The sequence below is a fragment of the Verrucomicrobiia bacterium genome, from assembly GCA_036268055.1.
Taxonomy (GTDB): domain Bacteria; phylum Verrucomicrobiota; class Verrucomicrobiia; order Limisphaerales; family Pedosphaeraceae; genus DATAUW01.
On the sequence record DATAUW010000018.1, the window covers coordinates 152,871 to 178,242 of the forward strand.

The 25,372-nt window shown below is 53.4% G+C and carries 18 protein-coding genes; 12 read left to right on the plus strand and 6 right to left on the minus strand.

Annotated elements, in window-relative coordinates; genetic code table 11:
• Positions 1 to 21: 21 nt before the first annotated feature.
• A complete protein-coding gene (locus tag VH413_13280) occupies positions 22 to 336 on the minus strand; it encodes a hypothetical protein (GenBank protein ID HEX3799663.1) in 315 nt (104 codons plus the stop codon).
• 1,396 nt (positions 337 to 1,732) lie between these two features.
• Between VH413_13280 and VH413_13285 the strand changes: the two genes are divergently transcribed.
• The 9 genes from VH413_13285 to VH413_13325 all read left to right on the plus strand — a co-directional run bounded on the left by VH413_13285 (position 1,733) and on the right by VH413_13325 (position 17,706).
• The gene (locus tag VH413_13285) at positions 1,733 to 3,448 is read left to right on the plus strand and encodes a DNA cytosine methyltransferase (protein HEX3799664.1); all 1,716 of its coding nucleotides are present in this window, start codon (positions 1,733 to 1,735) and stop codon (positions 3,446 to 3,448) included.
• Positions 3,449 to 3,475: 27 nt separating this feature from the next.
• Positions 3,476 to 6,097, plus strand: a complete 2,622-nt coding sequence (locus VH413_13290; protein HEX3799665.1) for a DrmE family protein — start codon at positions 3,476 to 3,478, stop codon at positions 6,095 to 6,097.
• 1 nt (position 6,098) lies between these two features.
• Positions 6,099 to 7,871 (plus strand): NERD domain-containing protein, encoded by a 1,773-nt coding sequence (locus VH413_13295; protein ID HEX3799666.1) that lies wholly within the window; start codon positions 6,099 to 6,101, stop codon positions 7,869 to 7,871.
• The gene (locus VH413_13300; protein HEX3799667.1) at positions 7,868 to 11,272 is read left to right on the plus strand and encodes a helicase-related protein; all 3,405 of its coding nucleotides are present in this window, start codon (positions 7,868 to 7,870) and stop codon (positions 11,270 to 11,272) included. Before VH413_13295 ends, VH413_13300 begins: the two co-directional genes overlap by 4 nt.
• 3 nt (positions 11,273 to 11,275) lie before the next feature.
• Positions 11,276 to 13,165 carry a DUF1998 domain-containing protein gene (locus VH413_13305; GenBank protein HEX3799668.1) on the plus strand — a complete coding sequence of 630 codons (1,890 nt, stop codon included), beginning with the start codon at positions 11,276 to 11,278 and terminating at the stop codon, positions 13,163 to 13,165.
• A gap of 4 nt (positions 13,166 to 13,169) precedes the next feature.
• Complete coding sequence (locus VH413_13310) at positions 13,170 to 13,583, plus strand: very short patch repair endonuclease (protein ID HEX3799669.1); 414 nt, start codon at positions 13,170 to 13,172, stop codon at positions 13,581 to 13,583.
• 422 nt (positions 13,584 to 14,005) lie between these two features.
• Positions 14,006 to 16,015 carry a hypothetical protein gene (locus tag VH413_13315; GenBank protein ID HEX3799670.1) on the plus strand — a complete coding sequence of 670 codons (2,010 nt, stop codon included), beginning with the start codon at positions 14,006 to 14,008 and terminating at the stop codon, positions 16,013 to 16,015.
• Between the two features lie 3 nt (positions 16,016 to 16,018).
• Positions 16,019 to 16,648 carry a hypothetical protein gene (locus VH413_13320; GenBank protein ID HEX3799671.1) on the plus strand — a complete coding sequence of 210 codons (630 nt, stop codon included), beginning with the start codon at positions 16,019 to 16,021 and terminating at the stop codon, positions 16,646 to 16,648.
• A gap of 2 nt (positions 16,649 to 16,650) precedes the next feature.
• Complete coding sequence (locus VH413_13325; protein HEX3799672.1) at positions 16,651 to 17,706, plus strand: hypothetical protein; 1,056 nt, start codon at positions 16,651 to 16,653, stop codon at positions 17,704 to 17,706.
• Here the strand turns inward: VH413_13325 and VH413_13330 are convergent.
• Positions 17,678 to 18,955 carry a hypothetical protein gene (locus VH413_13330; protein HEX3799673.1) on the minus strand — a complete coding sequence of 426 codons (1,278 nt, stop codon included), beginning with the start codon at positions 18,953 to 18,955 and terminating at the stop codon, positions 17,678 to 17,680. The genes VH413_13325 and VH413_13330 overlap by 29 nt on opposite strands.
• A 95-nt stretch (positions 18,956 to 19,050) precedes the next feature.
• Between VH413_13330 and VH413_13335 the strand changes: the two genes are divergently transcribed.
• On the plus strand, positions 19,051 to 19,395 hold the full coding sequence (locus tag VH413_13335; protein HEX3799674.1) for a hypothetical protein: 345 nt from the start codon (positions 19,051 to 19,053) through the stop codon (positions 19,393 to 19,395).
• A 52-nt stretch (positions 19,396 to 19,447) separates the two neighbouring features.
• On the opposite strand, the gene VH413_13340 is transcribed toward VH413_13335, so the two are convergent.
• The 4 genes from VH413_13340 to VH413_13355 are packed head-to-tail and all read right to left on the minus strand — an operon-like array spanning position 19,448 to position 23,141.
• Positions 19,448 to 20,296 carry a plasmid partitioning protein RepB C-terminal domain-containing protein gene (locus tag VH413_13340; protein HEX3799675.1) on the minus strand — a complete coding sequence of 283 codons (849 nt, stop codon included), beginning with the start codon at positions 20,294 to 20,296 and terminating at the stop codon, positions 19,448 to 19,450.
• A gap of 23 nt (positions 20,297 to 20,319) precedes the next feature.
• On the minus strand, positions 20,320 to 21,207 hold the full coding sequence (locus VH413_13345; protein HEX3799676.1) for a ParB N-terminal domain-containing protein: 888 nt from the start codon (positions 21,205 to 21,207) through the stop codon (positions 20,320 to 20,322).
• Positions 21,204 to 22,751 (minus strand): recombinase family protein, encoded by a 1,548-nt coding sequence (locus VH413_13350; protein ID HEX3799677.1) that lies wholly within the window; start codon positions 22,749 to 22,751, stop codon positions 21,204 to 21,206. Before VH413_13350 ends, VH413_13345 begins: the two co-directional genes overlap by 4 nt.
• 33 nt (positions 22,752 to 22,784) lie before the next feature.
• Positions 22,785 to 23,141: a hypothetical protein gene (locus VH413_13355; protein ID HEX3799678.1), complete on the minus strand. Its 357-nt coding sequence runs from the start codon at positions 23,139 to 23,141 to the stop codon at positions 22,785 to 22,787.
• 172 nt (positions 23,142 to 23,313) lie between these two features.
• On the opposite strand from VH413_13355, the gene VH413_13360 reads away from it, so the two are divergent.
• Together VH413_13360 and VH413_13365 are read left to right on the plus strand one after the other, a co-directional pair.
• Positions 23,314 to 24,225: an EamA family transporter gene (locus tag VH413_13360; GenBank protein HEX3799679.1), complete on the plus strand. Its 912-nt coding sequence runs from the start codon at positions 23,314 to 23,316 to the stop codon at positions 24,223 to 24,225.
• A gap of 56 nt (positions 24,226 to 24,281) precedes the next feature.
• A complete protein-coding gene (locus tag VH413_13365; protein ID HEX3799680.1) occupies positions 24,282 to 25,367 on the plus strand; it encodes a hypothetical protein in 1,086 nt (361 codons plus the stop codon).
• Positions 25,368 to 25,372: the final 5 nt, after the last annotated feature.

Below are 25,372 nucleotides of genomic sequence, written 5' to 3' on the forward strand. Positions count from 1 at the left end.
AAAAACGGGTTCTGGCCCGCGTCACGATTCTTGCGCTGTCAAAGCTGCCCGGTTCGAGTGGCGGCATTTGCGATTGTTTTTGTCATTCCAGTGCTGGCAGATGTATAGCGTCGCGCGTGATAGCCACGTTTCATCCTGCCGTAGTACAGCCAGCTTCACGGCGGCAAAATACTTGTCGCTATTCGGTTTTGGACGGCCCAGCGGTTTGAGCAGACCCGCCTTGATCAGCAGCGTGATGTGGTCCGGCTCAAAGCCGAGATAATCAGCGGTCTGCGAGCGGTTCATCCGAGCCGGCAGCGTGGCGAGGTTTAATAGTTCTTTGCATTCGTTGTTCATACGGGCGCGATGGTTAAATTCCTTGGGGCACAGGCAGCCAGTGTGCCGCACATTGGAGGTCCCAGTGGTGATTGAAAATAATCATTGAGGGCAGGTTGGCAGAATATTGCTGGGTGCGGGTGTATGTGATACACGAAATGCGTTTGGCCGATGTTTTTTCATCCGGCAACCAGCTTGACCTAAAAAGTTCCCCGTTTTGTGCAATCATTGAACAAAATACAACCCCACTATTTGTCCAGAAAACGGTGTAAACACATTGATTTTATTGGCGATCCCCGCTTATAACCCGGCAGAATTTGAATTTTGCGTCACAGTTTCAGCAGCGCAATCCTGCTGACCGGCGCTTTGACTGGCCGGCTTTCCTGCGGCACTCGGAAACCGGCCAGACAAATCGCCGCAATGCAAACCTAGACGGTCGCGCACTCAACAGGCGTTCTAAAACCGCGCTCAACTCCGCCGTCGTCCGTTCATGCCACTCCCGACCCGCTCCGTTTCGCTACCGGTTTCAGAACGCCCGTTCAGTGCTTGGTCATCGCGAACCACAGTCCGCCACAGCAATTTTCCATCAGGTACGAGATGCACACCTTCGTGCTTTCAGGACTGCAAACTCTCATGCGAGCCACGATGCCAACCATGCCGCCAACTTTCGTACTTCGTCAGACGCTTCGTACGGTGCCAAGTGTATGTAAACTTCCTCGTCAATCATCGTGTCGCTCGCAATTACGCAGGTTCATGCCAACTCAAGTGCCCACACAATTTTGTGCGGGTTTGAGAGTGGACGCCTCACCCCTTGCTTCGACAAGGCGACCGTATCCGCCGAAAATCCGACTAATCGCCACGGAATGTCCGCTTATCAGCCGCCGGAATTTCCGCGCCACATCCGGCGGTATGTCCGGCGAAATATTCGCCCAATTGCCGGTTAAAAATCCCGGCATTGTCTCGGCAGACACCGGGCCAATTACCGGCAGCGTTCGAGCTATGTCCGGGCAGAATCCGGCTATCACCGGAAGGCTATCCGGTAATGTCCTAGATGCGGCCGGGAGAATGCCAAGCTGTGTCCGGGCAACTGCCGGGCAATGTCCCGGCGTTGACCGCGCTTCAGACCGCACAAAGGCCACGAATTTTCCGTGTCCACGATTCGTCCCTGTTCGCATTCGCGTCTTGGCTTCGGTCAGCCCGCGACCACGCCCGCAGTCAGTCCATGTCCAGTCCGCGACCTGACCGCGACCGCGATTTTGTCCGTGGCCACGTCCAGTCCACGTTCGCGACTTGACCGTGACCGCGAACCGACCACCGTCAGCCCATGTTCTTGAAATGTCCGCGTCCGCGAATCCGCCACGGACCATGATTATCCACGAAATTTCGTTGTCCGCATTGAGTCCGCCGGAGGTCAAAATTGTGCCTGGCAACCAGAATCGGCTTTGGTAGTATGTTGCCAACCTATATCATAATGGAATCCATGCGTCCGAAAACAGCCAGCCGATTGACCAGTCTCGATCTGTTTTGCGGCTGTGGTGGGTTCAGCCTTGGGATGCAGCGCGCCGGTTTCCAATGTCTGGCGGCGATAGACTTCAACCCGGAAGCCGTTACCGTTTTCAAACATAATTTCCCGTCAGTGCCGCAGGTCTTGGAAAAAGACCTGACCAAATTTCCCCCTGCACATCTGGCAAAACTTCTCAGTGTAAATCACGTTGATGCGATTGTGGGAGGTCCGCCCTGCCAGGGCTTCAGCACAGTGCGACAGGTGGACGGCGCAAACAACGGCGTCCGGCTCGTCGAAGACCCGCGCCGTTATCTTTATCAGGAGTTCCTGAAATATGTTGAGTTTTTCCAGCCCAATGTATTCGTGATGGAAAATGTTTTGGGCATCCGTTCGGCATCCGGCGGCGAATATTTTATCCGGGTGCAAAAAGAGGCGCGGGCGATCGGATATCGCGTTCATGCCCAGGTTGAAGATTGTGTTGAACTCGGATTGCCTCAAAAGCGCCGCCGTCAACTTTTCATCGGGACACGCCTCAATCTGCCGGATTATTTTCATTCGGCCATCAAACCTGCGCCGCGTGCCTGCGACCATCCGCCGTTGTGGGAAGCCATTGGTGATCTGCCGCCGCTCAAGGCCGGCGAAGGCGAGGAAACGACCGAATACGACATGGAGCGTCGCAAAGCTCATGTGGAGCGATATGGCAGGCGGTTTCTTTATGAAGTGCTGGAAGTGCAGCGCACGACGAAACTAACCGCCCACCGCGCCCGCCCGCACAGCGAGCGCGATCTGCGCGACTTTGCCTTGCTCAAGGAAGGCGAAAACTCCAAGGAGGCGATGGAACGCGGCATCGAGTTTGAGTTTCCATACGACAAGGAAACATTCAAGGATCGTTACACAAGGCAACATCGCAACGAATCTTGTTCAACCATCGTGGCACACTTGAGCAAAGATGGCCTGATGTTCATTCATCCGACGCAGAACCGCTCGTTGACGCCGCGTGAAGCCGCGCGAATTCAGAGTTTCCCGGATTGGTTCGAGTTTCCCATCGCGCGCACGCATCAGTTCCGCGTCATCGGCAATGCCGTGCCACCGCTGGTCAGCGAAGCCATTGGTATCGCAGTAAAAACCTACTTGGAGAATGCCATGAAAAAGACAAATCAAATCAAATTCCTCATCGAACCGTTGCCGAAGGACGACAAGCAAGCGCTGGAGTGGTTGCTGCGTCTCGTTCAAGCGACAGACAATAAAACTTTACGCAAAGTTACAACGGACGAGTTCAAGCGCGGGTGGTATTCCGTCGGTTTTCTCTATCCGGGACTTCATCCGGATGGAGCGCTGGAGCACGGCGCGGAAACATCGAGCGAAATTGTTAATCATGCTGAGACTCGCAAGATCGAGCCTCGCCTGATTGCGCCTTATTATGTGGAAAGCGGCTGGCCCGTTGTTCTAGCGCCAGTTGTCAAAGAAGCTTGGCGACGATTCGAGGCCGAAGAACTCAAGGACGACGAGTTTTATTGCAGCGAGGCAGTCGCCGCCGGAATGGTTTATCGGTGTCCCGATTTGGCAGACGGGGTTCGCGAAGAACGAGACCGCCTCAGTCGGGAACATGGAAAGGCGACAGCGGCCTGAACCAGCCAATCCAAATGGGACACGGAGATGGAGGAAATAATCAAACAACTTTGCGAAAGATTTCCTCTTCTCTCTCGGCTAACCGTCACCCAAGCTGGAAATAATTCCATCCCGGAGTCGCTGCCGCCGTTCCTCGGCTTCCTGCTGGCGGTCATGGATACTCCCCCTAGCCAGCCTTTGTGTTTCGTCCTTCCACGGCGCGGCGATGTGGCGCGACTTGGCATTGTGCTTTTTGCCTTGCATCGTTTCATCAGGAAACAGAAGCAACTCACCCATGCTTATGGAGCGACAAATTTCAGCAAAGGCGACAATGTTCGCGTCCACCCAGGCAAGCAGGTCTTTCGCTACGACGGTTTTGACGAAATTTCTCCTGAGTTTATCTGGCTCAAGACGGTGGATGGGACTGGCCGATGGCAATTTCGAGCCACTGAAATTATCCCTCGCCTCGAAAGGACAACTCGGAAGACACCGATTGGCCGTCTCAATTCGCCAATTCCGTCCCCGCCGCCAGCACCACTGGACGTCTTGTTGGAAACCTCGACTTTTGGGAATCTCAGTCTCCTCCAAAATGAAGTGGTGCTCTTGGATTCTCAAAGCGGTTTCGCCGATTTCGCCGATACCGTTGCATTTCAACGGGCGTCGTTAATGCCCGACATGCCTTCGCTCAAGGCTTTGTTGCCATTCGGTGAACTATCGCCACCGTTTTCATCTAAGCAAGCATGGCTGAAGAAATGGGACGACCGAAATCCCGCCGGAGAGCCGCTGGTTGCGATAACACATTCCGCAGAATTGTTGGCGAACTACTGCATTGACGCTCCTGCCAAATCGAAACTCGTGGTGATTAACGGGCTTTCCCGGCTAAAGCATCGTCAGTCTTACGATGACGCCGCCGAGAGCCAGAGGCTGGTCTTATTTGCCAGCCAGGATGAGGAAGAGATGATAAATACCTTGGGGCAAGCGCCAATCCCCTGCAAATTCTGGTGGCTGTCCGCTGCCGAAATAAACGCCGGCGGTGGGTTGGCTGGTGCAAATGGTTCACCCGGTCTGGTCAACAAGGTTGTGCGTTGGGCGAACAACCACGAACGATTGGATATAGAATCTGTGCCGTGTGAGAATCAGGAGTTGGAGACGGTCTGCATCCGGTTGGAGGAATTACGCGGGCAATTGAGCGATGACGAGAATGATCCTTTGACGAAACTGACTTCCCTGGCGTGGCGCATGCTGAACGACGCATCCGCCATCGTTCGGCCTCTCACCGTTCTCGAACAAAAGAGATTTGCAACTCAGGTTGGGAGTCTGCGCGCCGAACTTAAAAACAATGTCTGGCTGAAGCCCGAGAGTGCGAAAGTTCTCAACGACATTGCCAGTGCGATTGAAGCGAGCCTTTTGGCCGATGCAAAACTTGGACTCAGTAAAGGTGCAGCACTTTATCGGGTTGTGAGAGAATCGCAGACAGCACGATTGAAGTGTGCCCTGCTCGCCCGCAACGAGAACCAGATTGAAGAACTCAAACTGTGGATGCGTCAGCGCAGCATCTCCCTGGAGACATATTCGCCCCGCACATTGCCGGAAGACAGCGTCTTTGACCGCCTAATCTGTATATCGTGGCCTGGTTGGTATTCTCTAAAACAGATCGCTGATATACTCGTTGCCCCACGCATCACCGTCCTCGCATATCCATTTGAAGGCCGTTGGTTGAGTCAGTGTAAACGCCGTCTGCGATTGTGCCCGGACGTCCCCACAGTTACCGCAGCGGAAAAAACGGTTCTGGTTGCCACTGACAAGAGCACTCCCGCAATCTGGCTGGAAGACAATGCGACGAAAGCGTCACCGCCCTCAATGGTTTCGACAGACACGGGAATCTGGCATTTTGAGCAACGACTTCGCGCGGCTCGGAAGGGGATTGCGGCCTCTCCTGCGGTTGTAACTGATACTGTTCCGGCTCGCTATGTAAGTTTTATTGGAGACTGTTACGCCTTCCTGACCGAATCCCATAAGTTGCCTGTTGCCACGGCCTTGGTTTCCGGTAGTGCCCGCGCCAATCAAAAACTCCCCGAGCGCACCGTTCTCGACATCAAGCCCGGCGACTTCATCGTCTTTCCAGAATCAGGCAACCGTGAGTTCGTTCTGGAGGTCGCCGACAAGAGAATCGGCCCACCCGCATCAAAACTCAGAAAACTTGCCCGCAAATGGAAGGCCGCGCTCCAAAATAGCGGCCTGTCACCCGAACAGTTTTATCAGCAAGCCAAGAGCTTCAACCGCCCTCGTCATATCGCAACAATCCGCTATTGGTTTGCTGATAATTCTCAAATAGGCCCGCGTGAAAAGGACGACTTGGTGTTGATTGCTCTCGTTACCGGCGATAAAGAGCTTGAATCAGAAACCGACGATGTCCGGCTGGCAATCGAAAGCTTGTGGAGCGCTCATCAAAGTGCCGGAGTTAAATTGCGCGATGCGTTGCTACAAAAACTGCCGCAGGTGATGGGGCAAGTGGAAGAAAACGGAACGCAAGTGGATCTCGACGAGCTTGGCTCTGCCTGGATTGTCCAAGTTGATGCCATTGCATCTAATGACGAACTGCGAGGCCGCAGTGAAATAAATCGGCTGCTCCGGGAGCGGCCAACATTCAACTCAGTTCTGCTCGTTTAACATGGCAAAAATGCTGCCTGCACAATTCGACACTTCGACTGCCAGCGCAGCCGAGCGCAAATTGTTCGACTTGTTAAAAAACGATCCTGACACAAAAGACTGGATTGTATTGCACTCGCTCGGACTGTCCCGACGGGGGAAGAAGCCATACGGAGAAATTGATTTTGTCGTGTTGATTCCTGCCGAGGGGGTTTTTTGCTTAGAAGTCAAAGGTGGACGGATTGCATGTCAGAACGGTGAGTGGGCGACAACCAATCGTTTCGGCCAGACGGAAAAACTCAATCGCAGCCCGTTTCTTCAAGCGCGCGAAGGAATGTTCGCACTTCGTGACGCTGTCCTGAATCGCGCTCCAGCCGGTTTCCCGACAGGACTTGTCTTTGGTTATGCAGTGGTGATGCCTGACGTATCTTTTTCCGCTCAATCGCCCGAATGGGAATTATGGCAGGTGATTGACCATGACGTTTTGAAGAAATCCATTTCCGGTGCGCTTCGCCGTGTCGCTGGCGAACAACGCAAGCTCCACCCGAAAGCACCAGCCACAGAACCAAATGCTGCCTCACTTCGCGTCCTGCAACAACTATTGAGGCCGGATTTTGAAGTCGTTGTAACGCGCGGCACGCAGATCGAGGAAACCGAACTGCAATTGCTTCATCTCACCGAGGAGCAGTTTGTCATACTGGATACGCTTGCAGATAATGAACGCTGTCTCGTTGAAGGAGCGGCGGGCACAGGCAAAACAATGCTGGCATTGGAATACGCACGCCGTTCCGCCATCGCCGGGCGCCGCACGCTCCTGATTTGTTTTAATCGCCTGCTCGGTGACTGGCTTGATCGCCAGGTCGCTGAATCCGGGCACGCGAAAAATCTCACCGCCGGACGTTATTTCAAACTGTTGCGAGATGTCATCGTTCATTCGTCCCTCGCATCCGAATTTCAAGATCAAGAAAAAAGCGGACAAACGGCGCAGCTTTATGAAAATACTTACACTGATTACGGCAGGCTGGCCGTAGAGGAACGTAACGAGCCGTTTGACGTGATTGTAATGGACGAGGCGCAGGATTTACTGCGCCCCGGCGTGCTCGAAGTTTTGGATTCGTGGATCAAAGGCGGGTTGGTCGCCGGATGTTGGGTAATTTTTGGTGATTTTCAGCGCCAGGCAATTTTCAGTTCAACAACTGGTGACGAACTCAAGGGGTTGGTCAAAAAATCTGCACCCGAATCCGCCAGGGGGCGGCTTATCCTGAATTGCCGTAATACGAAAAACATCGGCGAGGAAACGGCGTTGCTGTCCGGGTTCACATCGCCACCCTATCGCATGGGACAAATCGCAGGTTTGCCGGTTGATTATCGCTATTACCAAACGGCAGAAAGTCAGAAAGCGGCTTTGGCCGAAGTTCTGAAACGGTTGCTCGCTGATGGAATCAAAGCATCGGACATTGTGGTGATCTCGCCATTGAAACTTTCAAACTCTGGCGTGGCGGGTGTTAACGGCGGCGATTATTTTCGTGTCATCGAAATCGGCGAATTACCTGCCAAATCAAGAATTCCGGTGATACGCTTTGCCACAGCGCAGGCTTTCAAAGGAATGGAAAGCACTGTCGTCGTATTGTGTGACGTTGAGAAGATTGGTGATGCAGAGCCGCAATCGCTACTTTATGTGGCGATGTCCCGCGCCCGGTCGCAACTCACGGTGCTTGTGCATGAACAGGCCAAACCGTCCATCAGTGAATGCGTGCGCCGCAAATTACAGGAAGGCTGGAATAAAAATCCATGAGCAACACCGCCCAGGTGCGTTCCGATATTGTCAGCTTTCTCCGACGCGAGCTGATCGGGCCAGACCCGCGCCCCGAACATGCACACCTAAACGTCGGCGAGGAAATTTTGCGACCTCAAGACCCTCCTCGACTCCGATATAGTGCAGGCGTCCTGTTCCCCGGCACTGCTCGGGTTGAATTGCAGGATAACGCCAGCCCTGACGAGGTCGAATCAGCCACGAGCGGTCCGCCTGAAGGGCCGGAAGATGAGGAATCCAAAGACGCGTCATCAAGCGGGGTTTCGGCTGATGCCGATAGCACGACTGAACACGAAGTCAATCGGGCCAATGAGTTTCTGCCGAGTGCGATGGGGTTGACGGCTTTGGTGCGCCTGCCGAGGCGGTTAAAAGTGACCGCGCGTGCCGGAAGTTATGAGCGAAAGGCGCAACCGGAACTTGGAAAACAGGACAAGGAAGGAAAGTGGCAGCCTCATCACTGGCGGAAACCGGTCGTCCCCGAAGCTGTGGAGATTGACTGTTCCACCTTGAATCCCACCAAGCCACTGACGAAAGAATTTCCATTGGCGATTGATAATCCTGATTTGAAGCTTTCACTCCACATTTACAGCCGACCTTACGCACATGCCGAGGATGCCGCGAGGGATCGCATCGTCACCTTTACCCTCATTAACCGGACACAAATGTCCGGCAACAGTCCCAAAGACAGCGAATGTTTTTTTCAGTGCGAATTTACCGTCGAGGATGCGGATGGCGGCTCATGCTTTCTCGAATATCCTGAACGGGAAGGTCTGGAAGACGACAAAGAAGACCAGTCGCTTCGACTGCTATACCGGCATCGCAAGACTTTCGCAGTTGGTCACGGCTGCGCAGCATTGTGGCCGGACATTGGAGCGGCGGCAGTCAACCAGATCAAAACCGACGCACTGCCCACCTACGAAATAAAACCCATCCTGCCGCGCGCGATTGCTGACCTTGAACTTTCAATGCAGCAGCTTTCAGACAAGGACGATCCGGCTGTCGCTCAAATCTGCGGACGGCTTGCCGAAGAATACAAAAAGTGGATTGAGCAACAAAACACCGCTGTGCAGGCGGCGGATTTTCCGACGGAGTATCGGCCGGCCGCCCTCAAACACCTGGAGGTTTGCCGCCAATGTCATCAGCGGATCGTTGATGGCATTGAGTTGCTGCAAACGGACGCGGACACGCGGCTGGCTTTTGCCTGGATGAACAAGGCCATGTTGGAACAACAGCTTCATTACGACCTTGCGTCAAACCAACGCCGCACCTGGGTCGCAAATGCTGGAGTGCTTTCCCTGGAAAAGTCTTACACCCCACCCAACGCTAATAATCCACCAAAAGGCAAAGGTCTGTGGCGACCCTTCCAGCTTGCGTTCATTTTGATGAACCTTCGCTCCATCGCACAGCGCGAGAGTTCAGAGCGCGACATCGTTGACCTGATTTGGTTTCCGACCGGCGGCGGCAAAACCGAGGCGTATCTCGGTTTGACAGCATTTACGATTTTTCGCCGCAGGTTGCTCAATGTTCACGATTCAGGAACAACCGTGCTGATGCGCTACACATTGCGGCTGTTGACAACTCAACAGTTTCAGCGCGCAGCCTCGCTCATCTGCGCTTGTGAATTGATCCGACGAAACAACGAAGCGCGTCTTGGTGTGACGCGTATCTCGATTGGCTTATGGGTGGGACAAAGCGTAACTCCGAACAAGAACGCGGAAGCGGTGTCGGCGCTGAATACACTGCTGAAGAACGGAAAGCCAAACCCGTTTGTCATTCTGACATGCCCGTGGTGCGGAGTTGAAATGGGGGCGGTTGAGCTTGGTAATTCGTATCGCGGGAAAGGCTATCGCAAGGACGGAAATCAGGTTGTGTTCCGATGCGAAGACCCGAATTGCGAGTTTCGCGATTCGCGCGGCCTGCCATTGCTCGTTGTAGACGAAGCGATTTATGGCGAACGCCCGACACTCCTCATCGGCACAGTGGATAAATTTGCCATGCTGCCTTGGAATCCCGACGCGCGCAGATTGTTTGGCCTCGACAATTTGATGTACGTCTCGCCCCCCGACCTCATCATCCAGGACGAACTTCATCTGATTTCGGGTGCGCTCGGTTCAATGGTTGGGATGTATGAGGGTGCAATTGATGCACTTTGCCGCCACGAACATAACGGCAAGCGGTTGCCTGCCAAAATTGTTGCGTCCACTGCGACGATTTGCCGCGCTCCGCAGCAGGTTCACTCACTTTACGCACGGGACGTGTTTCTGTTTCCGCCGCAGGGATTGCGGGCGGGCGATTCATTCTTTGCCGAGGAAGTCAAAGAACGCGAAGGCAGACTTTATGTGGGCGTTTTTGGTTCGGCCCTTTCGTCTCATGTGACCGCGCAAGTCCGCGTGATGTCGGCCTTGCTTCAAGCTGTCAAATGTGTTCCTGCGCCGTCGCCCGATGCGCTCAATCCTTATTGGACGCTCATGGCTTACTTCAACAGTCTGCGCGAACTCGGTCATGCCGCCACACTCATCCGTGCTGACATTCGCGAACATCTCAACGCCGTCTGGGACAGACTGAACATCCGCAAACCGGCAAAAGAATCGAACAACCCGGATTTGCGACGATTCATCAATCGAGATTTGGAACTGACGAGCCGTATTCAAAGCAGCGAAATTACGAACGTACTGCAACAACTTTTCAATCCGTATCCGGGCACGGACGAGCGACACCCCGTTGACGTCTGTCTTGCCACGAACATGATTCAGGTCGGTCTTGATGTGCCGCGCCTTGGTTTGATGACCGTGGTGGGGCAGCCGAAAACCACTTCGGAATACATTCAAGCCACGAGCCGTGTCGGTCGTGATGTGAAAGGACCGGGGCTGGTTGTGACGGTGTTCAATCCAGGCAAGCCCCGCGACCGTTCGCATTTTGAACATTTTCGTTCATACCATCAAAGCATTTACCGCTGGGTCGAGCCTACGAGTGTTACACCGTTCGCCGTGCCGGTGCGCGAGCGTGCATTGCACGCGCAGCTTGTGACACTGGCGCGCTATTGGGGCGATAAGGCAATGCGCGAAAATCCCAACCCGCCCCCGAATGATCCACTATTCAAACGGATTCGTGACATTCTGATTCACCGCATCGAACAAGTGGATGCAGGTGAAAGCGCCGCCGCTGATTTAATGCTCACAGAACTGATCGAACGCTGGCGTCGGATTCAACCGCCGATTTACGGACACTTTGGTTCGCCACCACAAGAGACGCCCTTGATGTATCCGAGCGGCACAGAGCCACGCGCCATTTGGGCGAACCGTTCCAAAGCTACGCCGTCCTCGATGCGCAATGTAGACTCCGGTTGCGACGCCGAGGTCATCTCTCAATTTCAACAACCCTGAACCATGCCAGCCTTCAAACCCATCCGCCGCAGTCAGCTAATCTCTCCATTCGGCATCGGAGCGATGGTGGATTTTCCGAAGGACGAATCCCTCATGCCTGCTGGTCTTGATGCCTGGCCGCGCGCAAAGGAGGAATGCCCGCCCGAATCGGGCTGGCTAATCCGCGAAGAACGTCTTGAAGCGCGTCTGAGCAGGCCAGGGCAACCCATCACTCACTTTCGGATGCCGCCAGATCATCGTGAGCCGGATGGCGGCGCGCAATTTGCGAATCAGAATGTGCCGTTCGTGCGCTTCCCGCGCTGGCAGTATTGTCATCATTGCGGTGGGATGGAAATGCTTTCGCCATTTTCATCCACACGCCAGCGATGCAGTGGCCGACCATACGAGCATCAAAGTTGTGAAAAAAGAGTGCCGAACCGGCGACCTTTTCTGATTCCGGTCCGCTTCCTTGCCGTTTGTGACTTGGGACACGTTCAGGATTTTCCATTCATGGAGTGGGTGCATCGGGACACGCCACCCAGCGCAGATTGCAGGCTTCGTCTCCGAGCGGGTCGTTCATCGGCAGGACTGTCAGGCATCACCATTGAGTGTTCCTGTAAGCAGAAGCGCAGTCTGGGTGACGTGTTTCGATTTGATGATAAAACAGGAGGGCCGCTTTCGACGCAAATCAACTCGCTCTGTAAAGGACTGCGCCCCTGGCTGGGCGACATGGATGCGGGGAGCACGCCGTGCGGCCACCACCTTCGCGTTCTTCAACGCGGAGCGAGCAACGTCTATTTTTCGCACATCGTCAGTTCGATCTATCTGCCTCTTTGGGCGGAGGAAATCAGCGGGGACATCACAGCCGTGCTGGAACAGCCACATTTCTGGGCGCTTTTCCAACAAAGAACTGTGGGCGGGAAAATTGATCCGATTGTCTGTCAGACCGTGGCAAGTATTACGGGCGTAGATTCCGCCAAACTGGGAATTGCAGCTGAACGCAAACTCCAAGGCGGCATAGAAGCGCGCGCATCCAGCGCCACCGGAGATGAAGAAGATTTCCGCCGTTCAGAGTATCAGGCCATCTGCGACGGGAAAGTCGGCCCTCAAAGCGAACTTTACGTTGAATGCGCAAAACTCACGGACTACGAGCCGGACGTCACAAAATTCTTCTCACGCATCCGGCTTGTCCATAAACTCCGCGAAACTCGCGCGCTCGCTGGTTTCACCAGAATTCTTCCTCCCGACGGTAATCTGGCCAGCGACCGCCTCCAAGGACTCAAGCTCGACCAGCAAATTGACTGGCTGCCGGCCATCAAGGTTTATGGAGAGGGAATCTTTCTGGAGGTCAATCCGGATGAAATTACAAAATGGATAGCAACCGTGCCAAGCTTGCGCCCAGAATTTGTCCGACTCGTTGCCCATTACAACGCGGCGCGCACGGCACGACTTCAACCGAATCGCAACATCACCGCAAAGTTCATGCTGCTTCACACACTGGCTCACGTGCTCATCAACCAATTGAGTTTTGATTGTGGCTACGGCAGTGCGTCACTCCGTGAGCGCCTTTACTGCGATTTCAGCGATCCTTCCCGGCCAATGCACGGATTTCTGATCTACACCGCGTCCGGCGACTCCGAGGGTACAATGGGCGGATTAGTGCGACAGGGAAAACCAGGGCGACTCGAAACCACACTTCGACGGGCGCTCAAGCATGCAGCATGGTGTTCTTCCGACCCTGTATGTATCGAGAGCAAAGGCCAAGGGTCTGATAACTCTAATCTCGCCGCCTGTCATGGGTGTTGCCTTTTGCCCGAAACCTCATGCGAAGAAGGCAATCGGCTTCTTGATCGCGCTCTGTTGATTGGCACTCCCAACCAACCGGCTCTGGGATTTTTTAGCAAACTGCTTTAGGACGATGGCTGACGTTTTCACCAAAGCCAAACGCTCGCAAGTCATGTCCTGCATTCGTGGGCGTGGAAACAAGGAAACCGAAATCGCGCTGGCTCGACTGCTCCGGCAAAATCGGATTCATGGCTGGAGGCGACATTTTTGTATATTCGGCAGACCGGACTTCGCTTTTCCAAAACAAAAACTAGCAATGTTTGTTGACGGCTGTTTCTGGCACGCCTGCCCGAAACATTTCAACATGCCGGTTAACAATCGGGCATTCTGGAAGAAAAAACTCACAGCAAATAAACTCCGCGACAAACTGGTCGCAAGAACACTCCGCTCCCAAGGTTGGCGGGTGCTGCGGATTTGGGAGCACGACCTTGTGCGTAAAAAAATTTCAAGACTTCCGCCACGCATTTTACGCTCGCTGAGAAAATAGCAAAACCATCCGCGCTGGCGAGTGCGGGCGATTGACTCCGCTCATTTCGCTGCGTCAATCCACCGCACACGCCGCGACGGTTGTGGTTCACCGGCGGTCCGTGCGGCGTCCCGTCGCGTTCGACGGAAAAGCTATACGCTTGTTCCTCCAGCCGCTCTGTCCAGCCGCACCGACCGCATTTCAATTTTTCATGACACGACGCATGAAACTCGTGTATATGAAGCAAATTCAATCGTGTATTGCCAGATGGCTCAAACGGGGGATCAACCAGCAAGCTTGCGAAAGCTTGCCTAAAATACGCGGGGAGCTACGATTCCCGCCATTATGCATAGCAGAGGCTTTTTCCGGCCAGAACGCACGAACATACCCACCCGAGAAATCATCGCCCAATCATTCGAGAAGGAGTGATTGGGAATTTAGCCATGGCCAACACAATCATTCGATTTCCGGTCCTGAAGCGACTCAAAGTTTCAGGGTACCAACTGTTCCCCGGGACCGACGGGAAAGGCATAGACCACACTTTTGAGGGCGGCGTTACCGTGGTCGTCGGCATCAATGGGCTGGGAAAAACGACCATGCTGAATATCATCCTCCGGTCGCTCCTCGGGTTCAACGAGCCGGCCAAGTTTGATCCTTACGACCCGGCGGCGGGTTCACATAAGATGGTGGAGAAAGAGACGGAATATTTTTCTTCCCGAACCACCAATCTGGCCAAGGATGCGCGCGTTGAAGCTGAGTTCGCCTTTGGCTCCGACCGGTTAAAGATCATTCGGCATTTGGATACCCTCGCCATTGAAGGACTCTTCCTGAATGATAAACCCATTACCGGTGAGCAGGATGAGTTGCAACACGAGATTGTGAAAGCCTCGGGGTTGGCGACGCTCTATGACTTCTTTTATGTCGTCCGTTCCTTTACATTTTTCCTCGAAGACAAGGTGTCTTTAATCTGGAACCCGAGTGGCCAGTTTGAAATTTTTCGCATCCTCTTCTTCGATCCTACCAAGGCCAAGGAATTCGCCGAGTTGGCGGACAAGATTAAAAGAAAAGATAGCCGATACCGTAACCTGCGGGTTTATTACAACAAGGCCATGGAGGAGTTGAAACGGACCGAGGCTCGCACGGGAAACAAATCAACCGCGACGGAGGAGTTGCGACTCAAGCGTGTTGACGTCAACCAGCTTGAAGAGTCGGATGCAGATGTCCGCCGAAAACTGGAAAAAGCATTGCTGGGCCGGACCATGATTTTGGAGCAGATTCAGAAGACCCGCCTTGAGCTGGAAGAGGATCGCCGCCAACAGGAGGGGCTATTGGATAGCTTTTTCTCCCGAGCGTTTCCCGACCTGCCAGCGATTGTATCCAACATTCTGAACCACCTAGATGGTGATCATGGGTGCCTGGTCTGCGGAACCGCCAACCCAAAAAAAAGGCATAAGTTCCGCGATTTGGCAAAACAGGGTGTTTGTCCATTCTGCGAAACAAATAATATCCGAACCGAAAAGGTCGGAGCTTTGACCGCTCGTGCCGAAGGCGAAATTAATGAAATTGAAACCCGGCTACAGGGCAAAAGAAAGAACCTGTCCGCCCTGGAGGCAGGGCTGACAAAGTCGATTGAACTGGTTGATGCCTTGCACGAAGAACGTGCTACTATTAGTTCCAGACTGATCGCCGCCCAGGGTGAACTGGAGCAGTTAGAAGCAAAACTGCCTCCATCGCAGGAGGAGTTGGATAAGAAGCGGAAGCAACTCGATAGCGAGTTGCGGGAGATGAAAAATCTCCGCCTGGAAATCGTAAAGGAAACCAAACGCTACTCAACCCTATTGGGCGAGGGCCGGAAAAACATCGAGCGACTGGCCACCAAATTGACCAAGAGTTTCCAGTTCTACGCGGGCGCGTTTCTCGCTGAAAAATGTAATCTATCCTATCGCGAGGAAAAGCGCCGTTTGGGTGAGGAAGGAGAATTGTTAAGCTATCCCAATTTTCATGTGAACATGACCTCGGCGGTTTCGCCCAAAATGGGGACGCCTCGGAAGGAGGATACGCAGGTGTCCGAATCCCAAAAGGAATTTGTCGATCTTGCATTTCGTATGGCCCTGTTTGACGCCGTGCGGCAACCCAAGGATGGCGTCATGCTGGTGATTGAAACGCCGGAAGCCAGCCTTGACAGCATATTCGTGAAAAAAGCCGGGGATTTGCTTCGCAAATTTGGTGAAGATGGCAAGGGCGAGCCAAATGTGATTATTGCTTCATGTAATCTGAACGGCACCGATATCGTGCGGTCCTTGTTGGGGGTTGACGCCTTGGGTAAGGAGGCTGTTAAAAAAGAAGTCCAAAAAAAAATTATCAACCTGCTGAAACTGGCCGCCCCCAATGCCGCAGTCAGGGAAGATGGCAAAACCTATCAGGCAGAGCTGGACAAGGCCTTGTCAAAATAGCCGATGCTCGTTTTTACTACCAGAGTCTGGCTTGTGTTCCTAGTTGATGCTGCCTACCGGGCCGGCCTCAATCCGCTCTCGAAGCGGCGAGTGCATCGGTTGGTGTTCTTGTCCAACTGCCTCGCTCCCCTGTTTCAGGCTACACCGAACACGGCTCAAATTGTTAAATACAAGCACGGGCCTTTTTATCCACTCATTCAATGGGAACTGGACCGATTGGCCACCATGGGCGTCTTGACCATCGACAACCTTAAATATACCAATGACGAAAAAGGCTGGTGGGTAAGCGCCGATTACGGAGCAGGCCAGATGATGAACCCAGTTCTCACGCACTGCCGCCAAAGTGCCTACGGGCAAAGGCTCGGGGATTATTTGAATGAGGTGGTTGCTGGTTTCGCGTCGCTCCGCGGGGCTGCCTTGGACGAGGTCGCGCTTCGTGACGAGAACTACAATCAGCCGGGTGCAACCGCTGACTCCTTCATAGATTTTTCTGAACAGGAAGAAAACTTCTCGCTCCGAACTGCCCGCGCATTCCGGGATGTGCTGCCGGCGAATTTGGTTCCAACCCAAAAAGAGGAACTCTTTTTATACATGCGCTTCCTTGAAGCGTTGGTAGCTAAAAAGACCAACTGACCATGGCCACCGATACATCAAAACTGGAGCTGATGAAGGAAGTGGCTGTGACCAACCTGAACAGTATCCCCTCTGCGAAAAGCGGTGACCCGCGCGCCTTTATCGAGGCCGCTGTCAGTTTGATCGGCCGTTGGTGGAATCTTCGCTCCCGTTGGGATACCATTGCGCCGGGTTATTGCGCGCTTGTTTTGGATCATGAATTTGCTGCTGCCGGCGTGCCTTCCGGCTTCTCCGAGAAACAACTTTTCCGTGATGCGCCAGACCCCAATCTTGGCGGCCACATTCATGTATCCGATTTTTCTTTGAGTCGTGTTTTTCGCGACCAAGGCGGACATACCGACGCCGATTCGATTTGCCGTCAATTGAAGATCCTCAATCTTTGCAAGGCTCCATGCGTGTTATTTGACCCGAAAACCGGGGTGATGCTGGCGGCGGAACAGGGGGTTTCTGGTCCGATTATCCCCTCCCAACTGTCTGCATTCGATGGCAACCTTACTGTAACCAACATCGACAACCTCATCAATGGACTTTATAATTCAGCCCTGAAGTTTCCGGAAACATTTCCTCACATCTGGTGGAAAAAAGAGAAATTCATTCCCATTTTTCAGGCCGAGAAGCTTTATCAAGGGCTTTTATACATTCATTTGAAAGGCAACACCCAGGGAACGTGTGTCGTCGTGCGGGAAGACCAGACGAATGCCGGGAGAACTGACCTGACGCTCACTTCGCTCAATCCGGAAATCGCCTTTGTCGTCGAGATGAAGGTTCTTAAGTCATTCTTCTACCAAGCGCTTGGTCTTCCGGTGAAGCCGTTTAGCAAATCCGATAATGAAGATTGGGCGGATAGCGGGGTGGGTCAGGTGTGTGACTACCGAACTGCCAAGCAAGCCAAAGAAGCATTTCTGCTGCTGTTCGATATGAGGAAAAAACACGAACATTTAGGTAAAGTTAGCACTCGCTGCCAAGGGCAATCTGTCCAGTATCGTAAATATGACATCTTCAACGCCACGGCGCGTGATGTCCGGGCTGCTAAGCCAAAACGATCAAAGACTCGTTGAGTTCGGCTCGCCCGCCCTGTTGCGCACTGGCTCGCATGGAGCGCATGGCCTCCGCGCGGCACAATTTAAAGCCGACTGAAGGAGCCAGCTCGGTGAGAATCTTGGCCGTATCAATCATCACTCCCCCATACTTGCTGTTTCCCACGGCAAGGAAGGCCTTGCCTCCAGGGTTAAGCTTGCCTCTGACTTCCTTTAAGATGACTTGCATATCGCTGAAGTAGGCCAGCACCATTTCGGGAATATTGTCATCCCAAAGCTTGCCCCGCCGCCGGCATAGCGCCCGGTAAGCTCGCTTTAACTCCGTCGAGGCCAGCTCATCTGTCGAAAAATCACGCTTTACCTGCACGTGCGACCGGACCGTTTGGTTGCGTAGTGTCGTGTTATCTTGACGTGATGATAGATACCCCAGCATCCACAGTTCGAGATTGTAAATGTCCGTGTAATCGAATGAATTGGGATACGGCGGCGAGAAGATGACCATGTCGACGGGGTCGCATTGCGGGATGAGCTTACGGCTGTCCCCGCGCAATACAGTAAAGTTGGTTCGTGCCGCTGAGGAAAACTTTGCCAAATCCGTGTAAACCATCAGGAAAGCGTCACGGAATTCACGATCTACGTCTGCGCCGAATTTTTGTTTGTTCTCCCAGCCATTGCGATATTTCCGCCCCTTGCCGTTGACGACCACATTGCTCACTGGCACCAACACGGAGCCAAGAATCACGAGCAAGAGCGCACGGTGGGAGTCTGAACTCACGAAGCTGATGGCCTCGCGAATTCCAAGAATGCGTTGCGCGACAGCATGGCTGTAAATCCAACGCGAATCACGCCCGGGTTCCACCAGAGTCTCCGGTGCCTGCTTGAGTAGGGCGGTTGGATCAACTGCCATCTTTCCCGCAACCTCCAAAACATTCAAGTAGTCCCGCTTCAATGCCACCAAGTCATAGGAATTTAACTTGGAGGTAATGAGGTCTGCCAGAAACGGATTCACTTCAATCGTTGTCGGCTGGACGCCGAGCAATTGACAGGTGAGTGCTGTGGTGCCCGACCCACCGAACGGATCCAGACAAGATTTCGGAAACCGGCCCATGCCACGAACACACCCCAAGATGAAATGTGGCGAGAACGCCTCCTTGAATTTGAACCAACGTTGAAAGGGAATTTCCAATGCCGGCTGATTCGACGAGATCGGCGTGGTAAAATCAGATTCCGCAAGCCAGTGCTGCGGCAGGCGGCTTTCGACGCCACACACACTTCTCCGCGGTTGGCTTGGAGTCAATATCACGATGAAATAACTTGTCAGGTACTATGCAAATATGCAACTATTAATTTACATATTTACGAATCATGCGTGTTTATCTGCAATCCAAACAGCTCGGCCAGGCCATCGCAAAAGAGCTGTTTAAGAACGGGAAAACTCAAATATCCGCAGCGAAAGCCCTAAATATTGCTCAGGGGCAGCTCAGCCATCTTGTCTCAGGCCATTTCAAAACGAAGAATGCCTTGGTCCTTCATGTATGTAAATATGCAAATATCAATCCCGATACTTTTAAGTCGGCTGCTCAAGAAATGGGCGAAGTGGACCGCGAGGCAGTTGTCGCCTTGACCCGCGCTTGTGGCGGGCAAAGACGGAAAACCGAAGTAGTAATCCGGGTTCTCCGGGTATTGGAAAGTCTTGCCCCTACTGGTTGAGCAATCGTTGTGAAATTACACGTCCAATTCTAGTGAGCCGACCTCCTCCGGTTCACACCGACTCCGACGTGGCAATCGCTTCAAACTCCGAATAGATTTCCGCGTGGTTGGCGTTCAGATACCGGACGACCTTCGCGTTCTTCAGCAGGTTTTTGATGTAGGTTTGAGCCGTTTGCAGGGTGAACATATTTTCAGTGTAATTGTCCGTGACCTCGTTCAGGTCGCGTTCAAGCGATTCCATTTCGCTTTCCATCCGCGCGATGTCTTCCGCCGACATCCCGGCCTTTTTCTTAGGCTCGTCTGGGTTCACCAGTTGATGATTCGGCGTTCCGAGGACCATCGCTTCGGCGTAGCCGGCCACATAGTTGTTCATCGTCACCATCATTTCGGCCATTTCTATCTGCCGGTTTCCGTTCACGCGCTTGAATTGCCGCAGGGCTTTTGGGCAGATATTTTTGTCCTTCAATAATTCCGCCGCGTCGGGATGGATGCCTTTCAGCAAATTCATAGATGCTTGCACCACCCGCAGCGGCATGTTCAACACCACGGCCAACCGCTCCACGCTGACGCCGTTGTTCACCGCCTTGACGATCATCTTGTGTTCCTGAATCGGCGGCAACCGGCTGATGCGGGCGTTGTAGGTGTAGCACTCGTCATCGGTGGCAATGAGGCAATCGGCTTCCGGTTTGCCCAAATCTTTCAATGCGAAATAACGGAGGTGCCCGTTTTTCAGCATATATTTTCCCGGCGCATCCTTTTGCGGATACACGACCAGCGGTTCCACCAGCCCAACTTCCGGGATGGAGCCAATAATCGCCTTGAACCGATAGGTATCCTTCTCCTCGGCTTTGACCAACCGCATCGGCAAAATGTTTTCCAGCGTCAGCCGGATTTTTCTCATTTCAAATCCAATTTTCATTTCGCTCATGATGCTTGTGTCGTCTGAGGTGAGAGTTTGGCCGAAAGATATTTGGGCATCGTTGGTAATGCTTCCGCCCGTAACAGCGTGTAAAAATTCTCGTCGGCCAGCAGTTTGTTGAAGGCGGTCACGATGAAACCCAGCCTGGCGTCGCACACCTTCGCCTTTTTGATCATCAGCTTTTGTCGCTGGCTCTCCTTGCGATAGGAGTTGATCATGCTTTCGATGCTGGTTTTTGGTTTTAGCCCCGATGTCCCGCCGCCCCGTTGCTTGCCGATCCGCCGCCGGCTCTCCATCAGTCCTTTGACATACTTGAGGGATTTGTAATCAATCTGCTTTTCTTCGTAGGCTTTGAGCAGTTCACGCTGCGTCTCCAGCGTATCTGTCTTGGCAATGTCCACCGCGATCCAGATCGGAATCTTTCCGGTGACAGCAGCCTCCAGCAACCGTTCTTCGCCAGCGTTTTTAAGGCTCGAATATCCGTGGACCAGGCTATCGCTGACATCCAGCTTTTTGCTGATTTGATGGACGTTGTAGCCCAGCGTTTTCAGCCGTTCAATTTCGCGGATTAAATCCATCGGCTTCGGATAGCGCCGCGCGATGTTTTCCACCAGACTGCAAATCAGCAGTTCCTGCCGGGTCAGCTCCTTTACTTCGGCCGGAATCTCTTTATGTCCCAATGCCTTGAAGGCTTCCATGCGCCCCTGTCCGCAAATCAGGTCATATTTGTAGGCATCCGTCTCACTCGCTGGCCGGCGGCTCACCTGTATCGGCACTTTCAGGCCGACGTTTTTGATGTTTTGGACGATGATTTCAAATTTCTTGGGGTCCCGATGACGGGGATTCACGACGAAAATCTGCTCAATTGGTATCAGTTGCACCTCGTCGCTCATGTGAGTTCCTCCAGTTTCACCCGCTCCGCCATGCCAAAAAACGCCTCCAGCGTGTCAAATCGGTAGGTGTCCAGATGGATGCCGTTGGCTTCCGCCACCCGCAGGTTTTCCCAGGTAATGTCCAGCGCCGGCAAAATATAATAGTCACGGATGCCTTCATTCGTGGCGTCCATTCGCACGGCAATCGTGATGTCCGGCTGCGCACTCGCATCCAGCCGGATTAGCCAGCGCGACGAACCCGCGCCGGTTTGGGTATGTCGGCACAACACGATGGACACGCGCATTTCACCGTTCACATCCAGCAGTTCGCTTTGACGATTCCAGACCGCTGACGCGCCGAGGTCGGAAATTTTTTGGACGACATCCGCCACGAGTTCCGGGTGACGTTTCCGCAGCCGCCGGTTTTCCTCGATGAAGCTGTAATCAATGCCGGGATCATAGCCAATCAGCCGGTAGGCGTTCACCAGCGTCCCAAAACGATGGCTGAATGCTGTGCTCGATGGCAGTCCTTCGGCTTCGTCAATCAGGATGCCCGAAATCCGCCCGTGCATTTTCAGCAGGGTGCGGAGCTTTTCCAGCATTTCCTCATCCGTCAATTTCTGGCTTCGCGCCAGGATGATTTCCTGCGCCTGGCAGAACAGTTCCGGCTCGACGACTCCCTCAAATGCGCCGTCCGCCCGAATCCATTTGTCCGGCGGGTTGTTCACGTGTTTCTTCTTCAGCTTGCACGAAGTCCGGTGATACACATTGTTGCCGATGTATTTTTCGTTGGTGAGGATTTGATGCACCGTCGCCCGGTTCCATTCCCGCCCAAAATCCGTCTTCACACCTTGCGCGTTCAGGATGGTCGCAATCTCGGATTCAATTTTCCCTTCGCCGATGAACGCCTGGAAAATCCAGCGGACGATTTTGATTTCATCTTCCGGGCCACGCACCAGCACCACACGGTCGGTCTGGATGCTTTTTTGCTCGCCCATTTTCAGCATCGACTTGCGCACGCCGGTCTGGTCAATCAGCATCCGCCGCAGGCCAAACCCGGCCGTCCCACCTTGCTTGTATCCCAACTGGATCAGCCGGCACGCGCCTTGAAAAACCTTGGTTGAAAGCTCCCGACTGTATTCCCCCGCCATCGTCCGCTTCATGCTTTTCATGACCGTGGACATCGGGCTGCCATCGTTCTCGAACTGTTCCGCGCAGTAGTGAACCGACACGCCCGCCCGGCGGCAGATGTATTCGTAATACGCGCTTTCATCGGCATCCTGAAACCGTCCCCACCGGCTCACGTCATAAACGAGGATGTGCGTGTAATGTGCTTTACCCTCCTGGACATCGCGGATCATCTGCGCGAGCGAGTCGCGCCCTTGGATGTTCAGGCCGCTTTTACCCTCGTCGGAATACTCCTTTACAATGCCAAGCGTGCGGCGCTTGGCGTATTCGCGGATCACGTCCATCTGGTTGCTGGTCGAATATTGCTGATGCTCCGTGGACATGCGCACGTACACGGCAGTGCAGTTTAACCAGCTCTGTGACTCTTTCCGGCTCATGCAGCATTTTGTCTGATTCGTTTCATGGTTTCGTTACGCCTCCCAGCCAAAAAACTGGAAAGTATTTGTCCATGATGGCAGAAGTGCGCGAGCGGCAACGATGAAATCTTTGTAGCGCAATTTAACGTCGGCGGAATAAGGGAAATGTGCGTTTCCAATAGTATGGATGGGCCTTGCGCCAGGCGCGGACTCGCTCAACCTCAACCGGTCCGCCCCTAGCTTTCGATTCCCAGGTTTTGCCAACCATAGTTTCCGGTTCAAAATCTTGCTGGCTTTTTGGCAACGTGGCCGCGTGCAGAACCGTTGGTGATGATGATTGCGCGGATCGGTGGTGAACAAATGTTTGGAAGTAAACATCTGCGACTGCTGCCGTTCCGGCGTGCGTTTCATATCACACACCACAGCAAATCTCCACGCGCCGAACCGGCAGGGAAAATGGCTCTCACGCCGTCAATGTAGTGCGCCCTGCCGCCCGTGCCTGGCCCAAGCCAGGCTTCGGGAAGCGACGCAACATTTATGAACAGTTTCTTTGCATTGTTGAAAGAGACGATATTATTCTGCCGTGCCGAAATACTTGATTGGAATAGCCAGCGCCTTGCTCTCGCCGATTCAAGATGCTTGGGCGGTCATCCTCGACAGTTATTTTTCCAATCGGATATTTCAACGGATTACGGCTCTGGTTTTTTTGTCGTCAGCATTTAACGTTCTTGTTCTTCCCTTCGTTTGGCTTGGCGGACATCCACATCTTCTTCCGCTAAAACTTGTTGGAATAATAGTCGCAATATCCCTGATAGAAGTGCTTTATCAGTACCCCTATTATTGGTCTTTTCGCAAAGCAGACACTTCAGTCGTCACCTCTTTGTTTTCATTCGGGAAGATAATTGTACCAGTCCTTGCGTACTTCATAGTTCGGGAAAGATTAAGCGTGGTCCAATACGTCGGATATTTTGGTGTCACTGTTTGTGCCACCCTTCTCGCGTTCGATTGGAAGAAGTTTCGACCTAATCAGGCCGCTTGGCTCATGTTGGGCGTGTCTGCAATGCTTTCTCTTCAGCAGGTGCTATACAAATATTGTTTTGAACACGGGGCAGATTGGGTGACGGTTCTTACGTGGTGTTCTATTGTCCAGTTTTCGCTTGCGGCGATTGTTTCACTACGACCAACCACCCGACGCGATATCGTGAGGACAGCCAAGTCCACCAGATACATAGTACCGCTAGTGTTTTTGATGCAACTGCTGACTTGGGGTGGAGAAGCGACTGCATCGTATGCGCTTTCATTAATTCCAGCATCAGTTGCTTCTGGCATCGATAGCACTCAACCAATATTTGTTTTAGTGTTCGCGGCGCTATTTGTGAAGAAAAAGCCCGATCTGTTTCGAGAACATCTTGAAGGCGGCTCTCTTTTGAAGAAAATCCCTTTGTTTGTGCTTATGGCGATTGGCGCGGTTTTGGTGGCATTGGGTGGGAAATAGCGGGGATCCGCACGTTCGTTTCGCCTGCTGTACGACGGATAACTGAAGATTATCCGATGATTACCGCAGCACGTTCCCCCGCGTGGTTTCGCGAGGCACTCGCTATCGCTGATGACCTCAGGGATACCCTAGGAGTCCTCCTGGTTGCCAATTTGAAAGGACGCACGACTCCGATTGATGACTACGAGACCGATTCGATTGCCACGGAATTCCTTTCTGACAAGGAATTGGACGATTTTATCCAAGGATTCGAGCGAGCTGGCATATACTGTGAAGTGGTCGTGGACGAAGGGGGGTTCGTGAAATGGCTTAATGAAGGTCATTTCCAGTTCGGACGACCACGCCCAATCATCTACAACGTGACCCAGAACGGAACCGGCCCGGCCCGATTTTCCTTGGTCCCAGGACTATGCCGTCTGCACCGCCTGCCGCTTGTGGATTCTGACGCGTACACTGCGGCCCTCGGCCAGCACAAGTACCACTTCATCTCACTTCTGGAGCACTTCGGCCTGCCCGTAGCCCGCTCCTGGTGGTTTACCAGGCATGGGTGGTGGCCAGCCCGGCCTCCGACCGGGTTAAGGGTTATCGCAAAGCCCACCTTGGACTCGGCCAGCGTTGGCATCCACGGGGACAGCGTATCGTTTGTCGATGCCGGCCTTGAGACCCGATTGACATCGCTAGCCAAGAGTTTCCGCCAGGCAATTACAGTTCAGGAATTCATCCCCGGGTTTGAAGTTGAGGTTCCGGTGCTGGAAGCGCAGGAACCGAGAGCCTGCATGGCCGTCGGGATCCAACTCGAAGGTCGCAGGAATCTCGGAGATTCGTTCTTGGTGTACGACGATGTATTTGCAGATGGTTACGAGTTTTACGATTTTTCTGAAGAAAATGACGAAGGTGCTTCCCGAATTATGGCCATTGCGCGGCAAGCGCACGTGGGCCTCGGGTTTACCGGCCCATCCAGAATAGACTTTCGTGTGTCCGCCACAGGCGACATCAGAATAATGGAGGTGACCTGTAAACCACACCTGACTGCCCACACCAGCTTCGCCTACTCATTAGCCTCAATGGGCCATCCTTATCATGACCTGCTGAAATTTCTTGTTGGATCTGCGGCCCAACGTTTGGGCATACGCTCGAAGTGATCGAG